The organism is Nocardia pneumoniae NBRC 100136, assembly GCF_000308755.1.
Classification (GTDB): Bacteria; Actinomycetota; Actinomycetes; order Mycobacteriales; family Mycobacteriaceae; genus Nocardia; species Nocardia pneumoniae.
In genome coordinates, this window is the sequence record NZ_BAGF01000084.1 from 86607 (window position 1) to 103769 (window position 17163).

Annotated in this window: 14 protein-coding genes; 5 read left to right on the forward strand and 9 right to left on the reverse strand. The window is 70.1% G+C overall.

Annotated elements, in window-relative coordinates; translation table 11 throughout:
* Positions 1 to 1245, reverse strand: a complete 1245-nt coding sequence (locus ON34_RS27210) for a polysaccharide biosynthesis protein (protein WP_051023183.1) — start codon at positions 1243 to 1245, stop codon at positions 1 to 3.
* A gap of 248 nt (positions 1246 to 1493) precedes the next feature.
* Here ON34_RS27210 and ON34_RS27215 point away from each other — a divergent pair, with 248 nt between their 5' ends.
* Positions 1494 to 3332 (forward strand): MmpA family trehalose lipid delivery protein, encoded by a 1839-nt coding sequence (locus ON34_RS27215; protein WP_245548219.1) that lies wholly within the window; start codon positions 1494 to 1496, stop codon positions 3330 to 3332.
* Positions 3333 to 3356: 24 nt separating this feature from the next.
* Here ON34_RS27215 and ON34_RS27220 read toward each other — a convergent pair whose 3' ends face one another.
* Positions 3357 to 4529, reverse strand: a complete 1173-nt coding sequence (locus ON34_RS27220; protein WP_040784745.1) for a glycosyltransferase family 4 protein — start codon at positions 4527 to 4529, stop codon at positions 3357 to 3359.
* Between the two features lie 112 nt (positions 4530 to 4641).
* Here ON34_RS27220 and ON34_RS27225 point away from each other — a divergent pair, with 112 nt between their 5' ends.
* On the forward strand, positions 4642 to 5427 hold the full coding sequence (locus tag ON34_RS27225; protein ID WP_040784746.1) for a class I SAM-dependent methyltransferase: 786 nt from the start codon (positions 4642 to 4644) through the stop codon (positions 5425 to 5427).
* 5 nt (positions 5428 to 5432) lie between these two features.
* Here the strand turns inward: ON34_RS27225 and ON34_RS27230 are convergent, their stop codons facing one another.
* A complete protein-coding gene (locus tag ON34_RS27230; protein ID WP_040784748.1) occupies positions 5433 to 5735 on the reverse strand; it encodes a hypothetical protein in 303 nt (100 codons plus the stop codon).
* A gap of 209 nt (positions 5736 to 5944) precedes the next feature.
* On the opposite strand from ON34_RS27230, the gene ON34_RS27235 reads away from it, so the two are divergent.
* Complete coding sequence (locus tag ON34_RS27235) at positions 5945 to 7390, forward strand: aldehyde dehydrogenase (RefSeq protein ID WP_040784749.1); 1446 nt, start codon at positions 5945 to 5947, stop codon at positions 7388 to 7390.
* Here the strand turns inward: ON34_RS27235 and ON34_RS27240 are convergent, their stop codons facing one another.
* Together ON34_RS27240 and ON34_RS27245 are read right to left on the reverse strand one after the other, a co-directional pair.
* Positions 7391 to 7594, reverse strand: coding sequence for a hypothetical protein (locus ON34_RS27240; protein ID WP_040784750.1), 204 nt, complete (start codon positions 7592 to 7594; stop codon positions 7391 to 7393).
* Between the two features lie 347 nt (positions 7595 to 7941).
* Positions 7942 to 8892, reverse strand: a complete 951-nt coding sequence (locus ON34_RS27245; RefSeq protein ID WP_040784752.1) for a GlxA family transcriptional regulator — start codon at positions 8890 to 8892, stop codon at positions 7942 to 7944.
* Positions 8893 to 9006: 114 nt separating this feature from the next.
* Between ON34_RS27245 and ON34_RS27250 the strand changes: the two genes are divergently transcribed.
* A complete protein-coding gene (locus ON34_RS27250; protein ID WP_040784753.1) occupies positions 9007 to 9759 on the forward strand; it encodes an HD domain-containing protein in 753 nt (250 codons plus the stop codon).
* 78 nt (positions 9760 to 9837) lie between these two features.
* On the opposite strand, the gene ON34_RS27255 is transcribed toward ON34_RS27250, so the two are convergent.
* The 4 genes from ON34_RS27255 to ON34_RS27270 all read right to left on the reverse strand — a co-directional run bounded on the left by ON34_RS27255 (position 9838) and on the right by ON34_RS27270 (position 15625).
* Entirely contained in the window at positions 9838 to 11670 is a 1833-nt protein-coding gene (locus tag ON34_RS27255) for a phosphoenolpyruvate carboxykinase (GTP) (protein ID WP_040784755.1), read from the reverse strand.
* A 219-nt stretch (positions 11671 to 11889) separates the two neighbouring features.
* Positions 11890 to 13536, reverse strand: coding sequence for a hypothetical protein (locus tag ON34_RS27260; protein WP_245548220.1), 1647 nt, complete (start codon positions 13534 to 13536; stop codon positions 11890 to 11892).
* Positions 13537 to 13642: 106 nt separating this feature from the next.
* The gene (locus tag ON34_RS27265) at positions 13643 to 14776 is read right to left on the reverse strand and encodes a GTPase Era family protein (protein WP_040784757.1); all 1134 of its coding nucleotides are present in this window, start codon (positions 14774 to 14776) and stop codon (positions 13643 to 13645) included.
* A 66-nt stretch (positions 14777 to 14842) separates the two neighbouring features.
* Positions 14843 to 15625: an SDR family oxidoreductase gene (locus ON34_RS27270; RefSeq protein ID WP_040784759.1), complete on the reverse strand. Its 783-nt coding sequence runs from the start codon at positions 15623 to 15625 to the stop codon at positions 14843 to 14845.
* A 148-nt stretch (positions 15626 to 15773) separates the two neighbouring features.
* Between ON34_RS27270 and ON34_RS27275 the strand changes: the two genes are divergently transcribed.
* Positions 15774 to 17120, forward strand: coding sequence for a lipase family protein (locus tag ON34_RS27275; RefSeq protein ID WP_051023185.1), 1347 nt, complete (start codon positions 15774 to 15776; stop codon positions 17118 to 17120).
* The last annotated feature ends 43 nt before the right edge of the window (positions 17121 to 17163 follow it).

Consider the following 17163-nt stretch of genomic DNA (forward strand, 5'->3'; position numbering starts at 1 on the left):
TCAACCGACCGGGCGCAGCGGCTCAGGGCGAGTCGTGCTGTCGGCCGCTCGAAGCACGATGACGGCGACCACCAGGGTGGTAGTGGCCGCGACGGACGCGGCCGTGCTGATCAGCGCCGGGACCGAGCGGGCCAGAGACAGCATCAACGTGACTTCGACGGCCAGTCCCAGCCAGGTGACCAGCGCGAGGGAGGTGCGGTCGACGGCGATGGCCGAGAGCACCGCGCCTTGCAGCACGGCCAGCAGCGCTCCGTGCAGCGCGAACAGCCAGAGCAGGCCTTGGATCGGGGCGTAGTCCTCGCCCGCGAGCAGCGGAGCCAGCGGAGCGGCGAGCGCGGCCCCGAGCACCGCGACGAGGCCGATACCGCTGAGCACCGCCAGTGCGGCCCGGATCGCGCCCGCCGAGGACGTCGGCTGGGCCATTCGCGGATACAGCACGACGCCGACCGCCTGCGGCAGCCAGAACGCGATCTTGGTGGCGATGGTGCCGAGGGCGTAGCGGCTGGCGTCCACGTCGTCGAGCACGATCCGGACCACGATCAGGTCCGCCGACGACAGCGCCATCAGCGCCGCCTGCACCTGGGCGGCCCGCAGAACCGGCAGCACGCCGGTGGCCGCGGGCGCCTCGCCCGCCTCGATTCCGGCACGGGCCGGCTGGGACGGCGAACCGGCGACCGTCCTGGCCAGCAGCGCCGCCGCCGCGATCCCGCAGGCCGCGGCCCACAGCGCGAGCGTCGCGCCGCCGCTCAGCGCCAAGACCACCAGCGCGGGCGCGACCCGGGCGGTTCCCGCCGCGCCGAGCACCACTCCCAACGCCCGAAACCGCTTACTGCCCTGCAAGACCCCCTGCTCGCCGGACAAGAGCACCAGAGCGGGCGCGGCACTGAGTGCCGCGGCCGTGGCGGCCACCCCGACGTTCAGCGCGAGCGAAACCAGCGGCACCAACACCGCCGCCACCGCGGCGACGATCAGCGCGCACCGCCACTGCAATCCGCGCAGCGCCGCCACATTGGCACCCCGGACCAACTCGCGGGCGACCACGTTCTGCAAGGCCAGCGCCGGGACCGCACACAGCAACTGCACCGCTAGCAGACTCGCGAACTCGCTGTACCCGGCAACCCCCAGCCATCGTCCGGCCAGCAGTTGCAGCAGATACCCGGCCACGTTGGCGGTCATCGCCCCGGCCGTCACCCACGTCAAATCCGCCACCACGAGAAACCGACGGACAGCAGACACGCGGCCCATCGTCCCACGCTCGCCCTCGCGCACGGCGAGTGGCTTGCGGCAACGTGACCACTGATTCAGGTCGGCTCGAGCGAGGGTCGCAGTCGATTCGCCAAGCGGGGTCGCGCTGGGAGGAGCAGGAACCTGCGGATGCCGCCCTGGCCGATGCGCGCACGAGCATCAAAAGGCGGACCGCGTGAGCATCCGCGTCAGGCATCCTCGTCCTCTGGGCTCCGCCGGGCAGTGTTCGCGACGTACAGTGCTCAGCCGTGGGTGTGAGCCGTCGGGATCGAGTGGTGGCTGCGGGATACAGCGCGGCGGTGGCGCTGCTCGTGGCCGGACCGCTGCTGAAACCGGGCTATCTGCTCTTGCGGGATGCGGTGAGCACGCCGCGCAGCTATCCGACCGACTCGGCGCTCGGGCTGGGGGACGCGGCGCCGCGGGCGGTGCCGCAGGACGCGTTGCTCGCGACGCTGTCCTCGATCGTGGACGGCGGGCTGATCGTCAAGGTGATCCTGGTCGTCGCGCTGTGGGCCGCGGCGTACGGGGGCGCGGTCCTCGTGCGCGAACTGCTGCGCGCGTCCATCGGCGCACAACTGGCCGCCGCCACGGTCGCGCTGTGGAACCCGTACGTGGCCGAGCGCCTTTTGCAGGGGCACTGGAGTCTGCTGACCGGCTATGCCGCTCTGCCGTGGACGGTGCTGGCCGCCTATCGGCTCCGATGCGCTCTCACTGCGCAGCAGCGCAGGGGCACCGGGACCGCATCGGTGCGACAACTCGAGGTCGGCCCGGCCGACTCCGACGGCCAGTCGTCCGCGTGGGCGGCGCTGGCGGGGTCGCTTGCCGCGGCGGGCCTCACACCGACCGGCGCGCTGCTGGCTGGCTGCACCGCGCTCGCCCTCGTCCGGGTACGGCAATTGCCCGCGACGGTCGCCCTCTGGGTGGCCGCGTCGGCGCCGTGGCTGACCGCCACCGCGCTGTCCGGCGCGGGCGGCGAACCCTCCGACCCCGCGGGTATCGCCGCGTTCGCCGCACGTGCCGAACCCGGGCTCGGCACGCTGGGCAGCTCGGCCGGGCTGGGCGGGATCTGGAACGCCGCGGCGGTACCGGACTCGCGCACCACGCCGCTCGCCGCGATCGGCACGTTCGCGCTGCTCGTGATCGTCGCGCTGGGTGTGCGTGCCGTCGCACGGAACAGCGACGACCCGGACAGCCGCCACGTCCGCCGCGTACTGCTGCTACTGGCGGCGATCGCGGTTCTGTTTCCCGCGCTCGGCGCGACGCCGTGGGGCATGGACGCGCTGGAGTGGCTGGTCGTGCACGTGCCCGGCGCGGGTCTGCTGCGCGACACCCAGAAGTACGTGGCCTTGGCCATGCCCGCCTACGCGCTGTGCGCGGCGGCCGGGTGCGGCGTGCTGGCTCGGCTTTTCTCCGCGACCCCCCAGCCGACGACGGCAGACCAACTCCGGCTGCCGCACCGAGCCGTGACATCCGCTGTCGCAGCGATATTCGTCGCGCTCCTGATGCTGCCGCTCTTCGATCTCGCCTGGGGGGTCGGTGGAGCGGTTCGAGCCGTGCGCTATCCGGACGGGTGGCGGCGGGTCGCGGAACGAGTCGACGATTCCGCCGACATCGCGGTGCTGCCCGCCGGAATGTTCCGCAAGTTCCCCTACAGCGGCTCCGCGCCGGTCCTGGATCCAGCGCCGCGCATGCTGCCCGGGGACGTCTTGCAGACCGGTGAGCTCCTGGTGCGCGGCCGGACCGTGTCCGGCGAAGGAGCCCGCGCCAGACAAGTGGAAGCCCTTCTGCTGCACGGCGGTCCGGCCGTTGATCTGGCGCGCCTCGGCGTCGGCTGGGTGCTCGTGGAACGAACAACCCCCGGCCCGCTCGGCGAATCGGCGGCCACCCTCGCCCAGCTCGAGCCGACCTACGAGGACGCCGACTTCGCGCTGTATCGCGTGCCCGGCGTCATCGAGCGACGCGGGTCGACGACCCAAGAGCGCGCACTCGCCTTTGCAGCTCATTCACTATGGGTCGCAATGCTTTTCGCCGGGCCACTGATCGTTGTCGGTATGCGTGCACGACCCCGGACGAAGATCCGGCGGTAGCTTCGGTCAGCGCAACCCCAGGAGTCAGTCGACCGGCCGCGCCGCGATCAAGCCGGCGGTGTGCTCACCGCGGGCAGCGGCCGCCAGCACCTCGTAGACGCCGTTTCCGGTCTGCTCCCAGGAGAATTCGCGGGCCCGGGAGCGAGCCTTCTCGCCCATGACCGTCCGCGCCGCCGGATCGTCCAGCAGGTCGCCGACGGCGTCGGCCAATTGCGCGACATCGTCCACCAGGACGCCGGTGGCGCCGTCGACGATGGAATCGGTGAGCCCGCGGGAACTCCGGTAGCCGACGGTCGGCACACCGTGTTGGGCGGCCTCGATCACCGCGAGGCCCCACCCCTCCTTGCGCGACGGCAGCACGTGCACCCATGCGCGGGCGAGCAGTTCGTGCTTGCGCCGTTCGTCCACGTGGCCGTGGAAGGTGACGGCGTCGGCGATGCCGAGCTCGCGGGCGTTGTCCTTCAGGTTGTCGGCCCACCAGCCGTCACCGATCACGTCGAGGCGCAGCCCCGGGATGCGGTCGCGCAGCCGGGCGACGGCGGCAAGCGCGTCCTCGATCTGCTTGTGCGGCACCAGACGGGACAGCACCACGATGGTGGGCTCGTCGGTCCGCGTTTCCGCGGCACCCGTCGGCGCGTCGACTGGAACCGGTTCAGCTCCGTTGCGAACCACCGCGATTCGCGAACGGTCCACACCGAGCGCGGCCAGCTCCTCCGCCGAAGGCAGTGACACGGTCAGATATTGGTTGTCCCGGTGAACGCGCGGCGACAGCTGGGATTCGATCCACCAGCCGATGCGGCCGACCAGCCGACCGGCGACCGGCCACTGCTCACGGTGGCCGTGGTGCACCAGCACCACCGACGGCGCCCGGGTGACGACGGTGGCGAAGAAGGGGATCCCGTTCTGGGTATCGATCACCGCGTCCGGGCGCACGCCGCGCAGCGGCCCGAGGCCGACTCGCGCGAGCAGGAGGGCGGCCAGCGCCCGCGGATATACCGTGTAGCGTCCGCCCGCCCGGCTGATGTCGATGCCGTCGATGCGTTCCCGCCGCGGCGCCCCCGGGTAGCGCGCGGTGCGCAAGGTGACCTTGATCCCGCGAGCCGCCAGATGTGCGCCGACCTGCTCGAGGTACCGCTCGCTGCCGCCTCCCTGCGGGTGCCCGGTGTCGCGCCAGCAGAGCAGGAGGACTTCGCGCACGTGGAGCTTCTCTCGGTCGGTGGTCCCGGTGGGAACGTCGGATATCGCGGTACACCCTAACCGAGCCCCCGTCGAGCATGCCCACGATCGGGGTTATGGAAAACTCGGCGCCGTGCTCAAAGCCGAGAAAACGCCCGTACGCAGCAGCTCGCCCCGGTTCGCCCGGCGGGCGACGCTACGCAGGTCGCTGCGGCTGCTCGGCAGTTTCCGGTTCGAGCAGACCGATCCGGCGCTGTTCTACGGCGGCCTGGCCGCCGACAGCGCGGCCATGATCGCGGACTTCTACGCCGACCTCACCGGCCGGTCGCTGGACGGTGCGACGATTCTCGACGTCGGCGGCGGACCGGGCTACTTCGCGGACGAGTTCCTCCGCACCGGAGCGCGCTACATCCCGGTGGAGCCGGACCCGTCGGAAATGCACGCGGCGGGCCTTTCGGTGGCCGGTGCGGTCCGCGGGTCCGGGATGGCGCTGCCGTTCCGTGACGACGCGGTCGACATCTGCTTCTCGTCGAACGTCGCCGAGCACGTCTCGAAGCCGTGGACGATGGCCGACGAGATGGTGCGGGTGACCAGGCCGGGCGGACTGATCGTGCTCTCGTACACGGTGTGGCACGGCCCGTTCGGCGGGCACGAGACCGGGCCGTGGCACTACCTCGGTGGTGAATACGCCGCGCGCCGGTATCGGCGCAAGCACGGGCGGGAACCCAAGAACCGGTTCGGCAGGTCGCTGTTCGCGGTGCGCGCCGCGGACGGATTAAGCTGGGCGGCAGGCACTCCGGCCGAAGTCCGCACGGTCTTCCCGCGGTACCACCCGCGTTGGGCCTGGTGGCTGGTGCGGATACCAGTGGTGCGTGAGTTACTTGTGAGCAATCTGGTTGTTGTGGCTACTAAAAATTAGCTGAACTAAGGCTCCAGCCATCCGCGACGCCAGTGCCGCTTGCCGCACGGCGCGTGCACCGGCTCGCTCCACGGCGATTCCCGCATGGCCAAGCCAACGGTTTCGAGCGTGGTCAGACCGACCAGGTCGGCTAGCATCCCTACCGCGGCGACCGCCTCGGCGGCCTGCATAGCCGCAGTTGCCTGCTCGATTGTCAGGGTGCGGCCGGGTAGGAAGGAGACCACCCATCCTCCGCTGCCGACGCACTTCGCCTGATGCTCGGTTTGATCACTGGTCATCAGCGACCGGCCGATCACTTGCACCGCCATGACTCGGACTCCCCAGTTTGCGGTATCGGTTGGTGAATGGAGCGAGCTGATCTGTCGCTCCAGCATGACGTTTCCAGCAACAGAACGCAATAGTGCGTTCGGCGAAAAGCGAACCGAGAGGTCGGAATTCACACTCGGAGCCAGGGCGCGCGAAAGCAAAACTAGAACAGGTTACAGACAAATTCAGTACAGAACTGTAACGTGTTCTCATGCATTACGACAGCTTGTTCATCGGCGGCCGCTGGACCGCGCCAGCCACCGCCGAGCGCGTCCAGGTCATCTCGCCGGTCACGGTCGAGCCGGTGGGCAGCGTCCCCGCGGTGAGCCGGGCCGACGTCGACGCCGCGGTCGCCGCGGCCAGGCACGCCTTCGACCACGGCCCGTGGCCCGCCACCCCACCGCAGGAGCGTGCCGCGGTGCTCAGTAGGGCCGCACGGCTGATCGAACAGCGTTCGGCCGACCTGCTCGCCGCGCTGACCGCCGAGGTCGGCGCGCCGCAGATGATCGCCATGACGCTCAATCAGATCCCCGCGGTCGCCGCGCTGGACGCCTGCGCCGCCCTGGCCGAGTCCTTCCCCTGGCGCGAAACGCGGGTCGGCGGGTTCGGCACCACGCGGGTGACCCGCGAGCCGCGCGGCGTCGTCGCGGCGATCACCGCGTGGAACGTCCCGCTGTTCCTCGCGGCCAACAAGCTCGCTCCGGCCCTGCTGGCCGGTTGCACCGTGGTGCTGAAGCCGTCCCCGCTCACGCCGATCACAGCCAATATGCTCGCGGACATCTTCACCGAGGCGGGGCTGCCCGAAGGCGTGCTCTCCGTGCTGCCCGCCGAGCCGGACGCTGCCGAGTACCTCGTCTCACACCCCGGTGTGGACAAGCTGACGTTCACCGGAAGCACCGCGGTCGGCAGGAAGATCGGCGCCATCGCCACCGGCCAGCTCAAGAGCGTCTCGCTCGAGCTGGGCGGCAAGTCCGCGGCGATTCTGTTGCCGGACATGGATATCGCGGCCGGTATCCCGGTGCTCGCGTTCTCCGGCCTGATGAACAGCGGGCAGGGCTGCGTCGCGCAGACGCGGATCCTCGCCCCGCGCAGCCGGTACGACGAAATCCTCGACGCGCTGGTCGACCACGTGCGGACGATGAAGGTCGGCGACCCCAGCGACCCCTCCGTGCAGCTGGGCCCGCTGATCTCCGAACGCCAGCGCGATCGGGTGGAGGGATACATCGCCAAGGGCAAGGCCGAGGGCGCGCGGCTGGTGCTCGGCGGCGGTCGGCCGGAGGGGCTCGAGCGCGGCTGGTTCGTCGAGCCGACGATCTTCGCCGACGTGGACAACAAGTCCACCATCGCCCAGGAGGAGATCTTCGGCCCGGTGCTGTCGGTGATCCCGTACGAGACCGAGGACGAGGCCGTTGCCATCGCCAACGACTCGGTCTACGGCCTCGCCGGGTCGGTGTGGACCACCGACATCGAGCACGGCGCGGAGATCGCGGCGCGGGTGCGTACCGGCACCTACGCGATCAACTGGTACGCGTTCGACCCGACCTCGCCGTTCGGCGGCTACAAGGCCTCCGGACTCGGACGGGAGAACGGCCCGGAGGGCCTCGACTCGTTCTGCGAGCAGAAGTCGCTGCTCATGCCGCTCGGCTGGACCGGGTGATCAGTCCGGTGGCATGACCACCCGGAGTATGGGCGCACGGTCGCCGTACAGCCAAGTCGGCGCGTCGACGACCTCGACGCGCCACCCTGGCGGCAGCACCGAGCGCAGCCGTCCCGCGGCCCGGCGCAGCGGGGTGCTCGCGGTCGCGAACTCGAATCCGGCACCCATCCGGGGAATGGACGCCGTCGTCTCCAGATCGGCCATGCTCCAACCGCCTCTCTCGCGCCTCGATCTCGCCGTGCACCGCGGGGATCGCGGTTCCGATGTCGATAGGGAAGTAGGTCAGTCGATCAGTTAACCGCCAGTAATCAGACTGGTGTGCGTAGCAGGAACAATACGTCAAGCATAAGCCATGACTACATACGTTCTCTCGACAAGATTCTTACCCCACCGCGCGGGTTGATAAACCTACTGGAGGGGGTGAATTCGGTAACCGGTCGCCCGATGTCAACGCATTACGCTGATGCACTGCGTGCCAAAGCCATTCACTTCATCGCGGGTTATCCTGGATCGCAAGGCTTTTCACCCGGGATCGCTACGCAAAGCTGTGGTCACCGGCCCAGCGAGCGGCGATACGCGGCCGGGGTGGCTCCCGTCGCCGCGCGCAGATGCACCCGCAGGGCGGTGACGCTGCCGAAACCCGCTTCGGACGCGACGACTTCGACTGGCAAACGAGTAGTTTCCAGTAGCTCGCGGGCGCGGGCGGTGCGCTGGGCGTCCAGCCAGCGTCGCGGCGTGGTGCCCACCTCCGCCTTGAATCGGCGGATGAAGGTGCGCTCGCTCATCAGCGCGTGCGCGGCGAGCGCCGAAACATCCACTGCCGCAGCCGGTTCGGCGACGGCCCAGGCCAGCGTGGCGGCGAGGCCGCCATCGGCGCCGCGAGCGCCGGATCGATCCGGAATGTATTGCGCCTGACCGCCTTCCCGATGCGGCGCAGTCACGTTCCACCTGGCCAGCTCCGCGGCCGCATGCGCGCCGAGCTCTCTGCGGACGATGTGCAGACACAGGTCGAGACCGGCCGAAAGACCAGCCGACGTGAGCACGTCGCCGTCGTCCACGTACAGCGCCGTCGGGTCCAGTTTCACCGCGGGATACAGCTCGGCGAACTCGTCGCAGTAGGCCCAATGCGTCGTCGCGGGCCGCCCGTCCAGCAGACCCGCCTCGGCGAGGATGAACGCGCCGACGCAGATGCTCACCATCGTCGCGCCGCGTTCCGCGGCCTCACGCAGCGCGGTGAGCGCCTCCCGCGGCGTGGGCAGCGTCGGAATGCCTATCCCGGGGAGGACGACGATATCGGCCTCCGTGAGCGCCTCGAGCCCGTGCTCCACCCGCAATTCGAAGCCGTTCGGCGTCCACACCGGCCCCGGGCGCAACCCGCACGTGCGCATCTCGAACCCGCGCGGCTCGCCGGTCTTACCCGGCCCGTGCCGGAACGCCTGCACGGCGGAGGCCAGGTCGAAGGCCATGACGCCGTCCAGCGCCAGTGCGACCACATTCTTCATCAATCACCAGTTTGGCACGAATCCGAGCATTACTGTCATTTCCGCCACTCGTCGCAGCCCCTGCTACGCGGTTGACTGAAGCGCGCAGGGAGTTTCGACGACGAAGGAGAACCCGTGGCCGCACCGACGGGCATCGACTGGGCATGGGCCACCCGCACCGGTGGCGCGCTGACCAAAGAGCAACGCCTCAGGCTGGCCGTCGAGACCGCGCGAACGCTGCCCGCCGCGGTGCCCAACCGGGTCCGGCTCGCGCTGGGTCGGCGCGGACGCGGCAAACTCGACTTCGCCGGCCTGCGGCTGCCCGACTCCGCGCTGGCCGTGGCAGCGGAAACCGAAGCACGCGAGTCCCTTTCGCCGCACGTGCTGCATCATTCGCTGCGCACCTACTACTTCGGGCGAGTTCTCGCCGATCTCGACGGCGCCAGCTACGATGACGAACTCGTCTATGTCTCCTGCCTGCTGCACGACCTCCAGCTCGAACACCCCACGCCGGGACGATGTTTCGCGGTGACCGGCGGGGAGCGCGCCGCCGCGTTCGCCCGGGAGGCGGGCGCCGACCCAGCGCGCGCCGAGGCGATCGGCGCGGCCATCGCCGCCCACATCACGCCCGGCGTCGCCGACGATCTCACCGACCCGGGCGGCTTCGTCTCCGCGGGCGCATCGGTGGACGTGATCGGCGCGCGGCTGGCGGAACTGGACCCGGACTGGGTCGCCGACCTGCTGCGACGGCACCCACGCCAGGATCTCAAACGGCACCTGATCGCGGCCTTCGAAGCGGAGGCGAAAGCCGTGCCCGACGGCAGGGTGCGCTGGCTCAACGGCGCCGGGTTCCTGACGATGGTCCGGATGGCCCCGTTCGACGAATAGCGCCAAAAACCTTGGCGCACAAGCAAACGCCCGCACCATCGACCAGATAGTGCGGGCGGTGCTACTTTTGGAGGAGTGTCAGCCCAGACGCTGCTTGAGCGCTTCGAACTCGTCGCGCACGCCGGAAGGCAGCTTGTCACCCACGAACTCGAACCACTCTTCGATCAGCGGGATCTCTTTGCGCCACTCGTCGGCGTTCACCGCGAGCGCCTCGTCGACGTCCTTGGGGTCGACGTCCAGACCGTCCAGGTCGAGCTGCGCGGCGGTCGGCACGTTGCCGATCGCGGTCGCCTCCGCCTCGGCGGAACCCTCGATGCGGCCGATGATCCACTCCAGCACGCGGGAGTTCTCCCCGAAGCCCGGCCACAGGAAGCGGCCGTCGTCGCCGCGGCGGAACCAGTTGACGTAGAAGATCTTCGGCAGCTTGGCGGCGTCGGCGTTCTTGCCGATGTTGATCCAGTGGCCCAGGTAGTCACCGACGTGGTAGCCCATGAACGGGAGCATGGCCATCGGGTCGCGGCGCACCGTGCCGACCTTGCCCTCGGCCGCCGCGGTCTGCTCGGAGGACAGCGTCGCGCCCATGAACACGCCGTGCTGCCAGTCGAAGGACTCGGTGACCAGCGGAACCGTGGTCTTGCGGCGACCGCCGAACAGGATCGCCGAGATCGGCACGCCCTGCGGGTCGTCCCACTCGGGGGCCAGGATCGGGCACTGGGCCATCGGCGTGCAATAGCGCGAGTTCGGGTGGGCGGCGAGCGTCTCGGTTTCCCGCAGGTACCAGTCGTTGCCCTTCCAGTCGATCAAATGATCGGGCTCGCCCTCCAGGCCCTCCCACCACACGTCGCCGTTGTCGGTCATCGCGACGTTGGTGTAGACCGTGTTGCCCGCCTCCATGGTGGCCATGGCGTTCGGGTTGGAGCTGCGGTTGGTGCCCGGCGCGACGCCGAAGAAGCCGTACTCCGGGTTCACCGCGTACAGGCGGCCGTCCTTGCCGAAGCGCATCCAGGCGATGTCGTCGCCCAGGGTCTCGGCGCGCCAGCCCGGCACGGTCGGCTGGATCATCGCGAGGTTGGTCTTGCCGCAGGCGCTCGGGAACGCGGCGGCGATGTAGTAGGCCTTGTTCTCCGGGGAGATCAGCTTGAGGATCAGCATGTGCTCGGCCAGCCAGCCCTCGTCGTGGGCCATCGCCGAGGCGATGCGCAGCGAGTAGCACTTCTTGCCGAGCAGCGCGTTGCCGCCGTAGCCGGAGCCGTAGCTCCAGATCTCCCGGTCCTCCGGGAAGTGGGTGATGTACTTGGTGTCGTTGCACGGCCACGGCACGTCGGCCTGGCCCTCCTCCAGCGGCGCGCCCACGGAGTGCAGCGCCTTCACGAACGGCCGGTCGGCGCCCAGCTTCTCCAGCGCGGCGGCGCCCATGCGGGTCATCACGCGCATCGACACGACGACGTACTCGGAGTCGGTGATCTCCACGCCCAGCTTCGGGTCCTCGGCGCCCAGCGGGCCCATGCAGAACGGCACCACGTACATGGTGCGGCCCTTCATCGATCCGCGGTACAGCTCGGTCATCGTGGCGCGCATCTCGGCGGGATCGACCCAGTTGTTGGTGGGGCCGGCGTCGGCCTCGGTCTTGGAACAGATGTATGTGCGGGACTCCACCCGGGCCACGTCGGAGGGGTCGGAGAGGGCGAGGAAGGAGTTCGGCTTCTTCCTCTCGTCCAGGCGCTTGAACGTGCCCGCCGCGACGAGCTGCTCGGTCAGCCGGTCCCATTCCTCATCCGAGCCGTCCGCCCACACCACTCGATCCGGCTGGGTGAGTTCGGCGACTTCTTGTACCCAGGCGAGTAGTTCGCTGTGCTCGGTCGGCGCCTTGCCGTCGGATCCACGAAGACCAGGAATGGTCGCTGACGTCATGAAAACTCTCCTGAGATGGGCGGCCACTCGATGCTTCGCCGCCTGGCCCAAGGCCCATGACCAGCGCGAATGCACCCAGCGCCACCGTTGGCGGGAAGGCGCCCGCTCCGACCGGTCGTCAGCGCACCCTCACCGGGCGGCAGATCAGGACTCAGCGGAACGCCCAAGTTCCTGAATAGAGGTTAACGCCATGTGACGACCCGTACGGCATCGGGTTCATCACTGTGTACCCAATTGGTCGCTCGTTTCAACAGGCGGGATCCAGCGGTCGAGGATCCGGATATCCCGCTCGCATGCGGCGAGTTGACCGGGTTGTTCGGCCGCCGTCCGGCGCAGCTTCGCCTCCAGTTCGGCGACGCGACGATCGATGTCCACCATTCGCGCGGTGCTTGCCTGCACCACGATATCGGCCAATGCGGTCTCGGTTTCCACGAGCGCGGTCGCCACCCGCTGCTCGAGCTGGGCTTTCACATTGACCAGCGCGTCGGCCACCCATTGCCGGATGTGCGCTCGATCGGCCAACTGACCACGGGCACGGACCACCCAGGCGGCGGCGCTACCGCCGAGTAGCAGCGTGACGGGGACGGTCGCGACATCGAGCGCGGGCACCAGCGACAGTGGAGCAACCAGCAGGCGACCGAGGCCGACACCCGCCGACGCGCCGAGCGCGATCATAAGGTGATCTTCGACACCCCGGTGTCTCGGCTCCGGATCCGGGCCCACCCGAGGCGCCGGATCACGCCGTCGCGGTGGCAGAGCGCGGTCCGCGTCCTCGATCCGGTCCCCGAGTTGGGCCAAGCGGTGGTCGATGGTGTGGTCGACAGCGCCGGTCAGCTCGGTCACCGCCTGCTGGAGCCGGTCGGGATAGCCGCGGAGCTGGGCGGGACGCAAGCGATCCAACTCGGCGCGCGCCGCGGTGTGCAACGTGCGAATCCGCGCGCCGATATCGGTCATCAGGTCGACCCGGGCCAGGTGCAGTTGCCCGCGCAGGGTGGACATCGCGGTCGCCCGTCCGCCGTCGCGGCCCGCGAGCAGCACCGCGCGTTCCTCGCGCAGCCGTGCCAAGTCGGCACCGGAGCGCAGCGCGGCCACCTGCTCGATCACTCGCTGGCGCGTATCGGCCAGGACGCGGCCGGTGACCGCGGCCAATCGGTCGCCGGTCGTCGCGGCGGCGCCCGAGGCCGCCGCGGTCAACTGCGCGTGCAGGGCGCCGAGACCGGAGCGATCCAGCAGCCCGGCGTCGCCCGCCGTGCGGGCCGCCGCGGCGAGCCGCGCCGAGACCGGCAGGATGTCCAGGTCGGCAGCGCCCTGGGCGGCCAGCAACTCCAGGTTCCGCGCCCGCACCGCACGCCAGTCCTGGTAGGCGTGGATGCCGTTCATGGCGAGCAGAACGCGGGTACCGTCCGCGCGGATCCGGTCGATCATCTCCAGCAGGTCCGCGCCGATGGTGGTGCCCGCGTCCAGCAGAATCAGCGTCAGCGCCGACGGCGCGGCAAGGGACGGCGAGGTCGTCTCCACGGCCACGCGGGCGTCCGGAATCGGCTCGGACAATGTGATCCGCGGCTCGAAGCGGGCCAGCTCGGTGCGCAGCAGTGTGGTGTTGACATCGGCGGGACCGATCACCGTGACCGTGCTCGCGGCGCCGGAGCCGTGCACCGCCCGCAGCAGTGGCAATCCCTGCGGATTCCACCGCGCCACCACGGCCTCGACCTCGGGCGAGAGGACACGCGCGGTTCCGGAGTCCACGGTGTGCCCACTGTCGGTCGGTGCGCCGGGGTCAGCGGCTCGGCCGGTGCCGGAGTCCACGGTGTGCCCGCTGTCGGTCGGTGCGCCCGCGTCGGCGGCTCGACCGGTGCCGGAATCCACAGTGTGCCCGCTGTCGGTCGGTGCGCCCGCGTCAGCGGCTCGGCCGGTGCCGGTGCCCGACGCCGATCCTGCTGTGTGGGCAGCCTCGGTCGGTGCATCCGAGGGCTCAGAGACCGGCACTGCTCATCCGCTCCCATAGTCGGACGTAACCGTTGTGCACGCGCAAGGCGGCGCGGCGGGCGGCGGGGGGCATGTCGCTGGTGACGACGGCGCGCCACCGGGCGGCGCGGGCCATCGCGTCGTCGGCGTCCGAGGGCGCCGGGGCGGGATAGCCCGCGGCGAGGTGAGCCACCTCGGGCCGGGCCAGGCCCGCGCACAGCCCGAGCCAGGCAGCGTCGTCACCGTAGAGATAGGCCTCCAGGAGGTCGCGGGCACGGCCGCCCTCCTCCGGGACCGCGCGGGCGGCGAGCCGGGCCAGTTCGTCGAGCAGTTCACCGCCACGCAGCGCGGAGACCTGCTCGTAGCGGCGGTGCAGCAGCCGGTGCAGCGCGTCGATGCCGCTGGCGGCGTGCAGGATCTGCAGCAGCGCCTGCGGGGCGAGTTCCGGATCATGGCGCAGGGCGGTGCAGGCGCAGACCACGCCGTACAGGTCCCAGCGCCGCAACAACTGCTCGCGCTCGGCGACATCCGGCCCCGGCGCGACGAACAGATCCGGCGACAGCACCAGCGCGGGGTCCGCCTCGGTGGCGAGCTTGCGCAACAGCCTCAGGTCGGCGTCGGTCATCGCGCCCGCCCTGGTGCGCACCGCCAGCGACGCGACCACCGGAACGACCGGAACCCGCAGTTCCCTGCCGTATTGTTCGGCCGCCGCCACCGCGTCGCCCCAGCGGGACCCGATCGCGTCGGCCTTGTTCAGCACCACGACCGTGCGCTGCGGCGGCAGGGTGGCCAAGATTCTGCGGTCGGCGGGCGTCGGCGCGGCCGACAACACGTAGACGACGATGTCGGCGTCGAGTTCCGGATCGGGCACCCCCGGCTCGTCCACCGGATCGGTCTCCACCGCGGACAGCAGCGCGAGCGCGTGCAGCACCGTGGTCCGTCCCGCGTGGGAGCGCCCGGTCACCTGGATGCGCGGCGGTTTGCGCCACGCGCTGACGGCCGCCGCGGCGGCATAGCCGATCTGCGGGTCCCGTCCCGCTCCGAAACGCAGTTCGGCGAGCAGCTTGTCGAGCTGATCGTGGTTGAGCGAGGGAACGCCCCGCCCCCGCAGTGGCCCGTCGGATTCAGTGGCTGTCGGCATGCTGCACACCCCCTTGTTCGGTGCGCAATTCTGTCAGAAGTCGCGGCACCGGACCGGCTCGACCGTTCAGCTGCCGCTGAAGAATTTGTTCGCGGTCCGCACCGCCCAGTTCGGGGCGTATTTCGCGACCGTGGCCAGCGCCTTCGCCTGCGCGCCGATCTCGTAGTGCACCTTCGGCAGCCGGGTCCGCTTGCGGGTGGCCGCCCAGATTCCGGCGGCGACGTCATCGGCGGTCAACCGCACACCGAGCGACTTCGTCGTCCCGGTCGTCACACCGTCCACCATCGCGGTGGCGACGAACAACGGCCAGATCGCGATCACCCGGATGTCATAGGGTTCCCACTCGAGATCGAGCGCTTCGGTCAAGCTCTTGACCGCCGCCTTGGTCGCGCCGTAGCTGGCCAGCTCGGCTTGGCCGTAGATCGCCGAGGCCGAACAGAGGTTGACCACCTGAGCGCCGGGAGTGTCCCGCAGATAGCGGAACGCGCTGTGCGTTCCCGCCAGCACGCCGATCAGGTTGACCTCGACGAGCGCCCGGTGAGCGGACAGATCGATCGACTCGAACGGCCCGGCGCGCAGGATGCCCGCGTTGTTCACCAAGATGTCCAGCCGCCCGTTCTCGGCATCGAATTCCGCGAGACGCTGCGCCCACTGCGTGTCGTTGGTCACATCGAGCACGCCAGTGCGCACGCTGCCGCCCTTGCCGGTGATCTCGGCGGCGAGCCGGGTCAGACCGACTTCGTCGATGTCATAAGCCCCGACGTGATACCCCTGTGCGGCGAAAAGGAGAGCGGTCGCCCGCCCGATCCCGGCTGCTGCACCGGTGATGAACACGGTCGGTCTGCTCATGCGTGGAATTCTAGGACCGCAGTCCGATATCCAGGGGCTTCCCAGACCTGTCATCGCTCATATACCCTTCTATGGTCGCATCGTTATCAAAACGCAACATTTGGATAACGCTTTGAATTCAGACCGACCTCGACGCTGAGGAGGTGTCATGACCGCGGAGGTCATCGGCGCTGTCGACCCGGACCCTGCTTGTACCGGGGACCGCGATCCCCTGCTGCCGAGCGTCGACCCGTTCCACCGGCCACCGAAGGGCTTCGCGGCCAAGCCGCCGGGCACCATCCTGCGCAGCAGGAAGATCGACGTGGCGCTGTTCGGCATCATCCCGCAGCAGGTCTCGGCCTGGCAGCTGCTGTACCGCAGCTGTGATCTGCACGGCGCCCCCGAGGCGGCGATCACCACGGTCCTGCTGCCGCACGACGCGGAACCGGACGAGGACCGCCCGCTGCTGGCCTTCCAGACCGCGATGGACGCCGTGACGGAGAAGTGCTCGCCCTCGTACGCGCTGCGCTATGGAGCCCGTGCGCTCGGCTCGATCACCCAGTTGGAATGGCTCCTGGTCGCGAACGCGCTGCGACGCGGCTGGGCGGTCAGCATCGCCGACCACGAGGGTCCGCACGGAAACTTCGGCGCCCCGCGCGAGCCCGGCTACCGAGCGCTCGACGGGATCCGCGCCGCCCTGCGCTTCGCGCCGCTCGGTCTCGCCCCCGACACGCGGGTCGCGGTGTGGGGCTACTCCGGCGGCGGCATGGCCAGCTCGTGGACGGTCGAGATGGCGCCGACGTACGCCCCCGAGCTCGACATCGTCGGCGCCGTGCTCGGCGCCCCGGTCGGCGACCCCCGCCAGATATTCGACCGGCTCAACGGCACCGCCTACGCGGGGCTGCCCGCCATCGTTATCGCCGCCCTGCGCAGGCTGTATCCCGCGCTGAGCAGGCTGATCGACCACGAGCTCAGCCCTGAGGGCCATCGGTTCGTCGTCCACGCGGAGAACGCGACACCGGTCGGCGCGGTCCTGGGGCTCGCGCACAAGAAAGTCGACGACTTCCTCAGCCGCCCGCTCGCCGAGGTGCTCGACACGCCGGAGCTGACGGCGATGTTCGATGACCTGCGCCTCGGCAACGCGACACCGGTCTGCCCGCTGCTCGTGCTGCAACCCGTGCACGATCAGGTCATCCACGTGGAGGCCGTGGACGGCCAGGTGGAGCGGTACCGCCGCGGCGGCGCCATGGTCACCTACGTGCGCGACCGGCTCAGCGAGCACCTTTCCCTGCTGCCGCTGTCCACTCCGGTCAGCCTGGACTGGCTGGCCGACCGGTTCGCCGGGCAACCGGTGAGCGACGTCGGCGACACGACCGTGTGGTCGGTCGCCGCCTCGCCCTCCGGCGTGCGTGGCCTGCTGGAGATGGCGGTGACCGCGGCCAAGGTCGCGCTGGGCCGTCCGCTGCGCCAGCAGCAACCGACCGCGTCCAGGATCGCGCCCGCGCGCGCCGCCTGACCTCCCGCTCGGCGGTCCGTGCACAACCGCCTGCCGCGCTGAT

Coding starts and splice junctions, on each gene's coding strand:
- ON34_RS27210 (WP_051023183.1), bottom strand. CDS start 1,245: ATGGGCCGCGTGTCTGCTGTCCGTCGGTTTCTCGTGGTGGCGGATTTG.
- ON34_RS27230 (WP_040784748.1), bottom strand. CDS start 5,735: ATGGCGGTGCAAGTGATCGGCCGGTCGCTGATGACCAGTGATCAAACC.
- ON34_RS27235 (WP_040784749.1), top strand. CDS start 5,945: ATGCATTACGACAGCTTGTTCATCGGCGGCCGCTGGACCGCGCCAGCC.
- ON34_RS27240 (WP_040784750.1), bottom strand. CDS start 7,594: ATGGCCGATCTGGAGACGACGGCGTCCATTCCCCGGATGGGTGCCGGA.
- ON34_RS27245 (WP_040784752.1), bottom strand. CDS start 8,892: ATGAAGAATGTGGTCGCACTGGCGCTGGACGGCGTCATGGCCTTCGAC.
- ON34_RS27255 (WP_040784755.1), bottom strand. CDS start 11,670: ATGACGTCAGCGACCATTCCTGGTCTTCGTGGATCCGACGGCAAGGCG.
- ON34_RS27265 (WP_040784757.1), bottom strand. CDS start 14,776: ATGCCGACAGCCACTGAATCCGACGGGCCACTGCGGGGGCGGGGCGTT.
- ON34_RS27270 (WP_040784759.1), bottom strand. CDS start 15,625: ATGAGCAGACCGACCGTGTTCATCACCGGTGCAGCAGCCGGGATCGGG.
- ON34_RS27275 (WP_051023185.1), top strand. CDS start 15,774: ATGACCGCGGAGGTCATCGGCGCTGTCGACCCGGACCCTGCTTGTACC.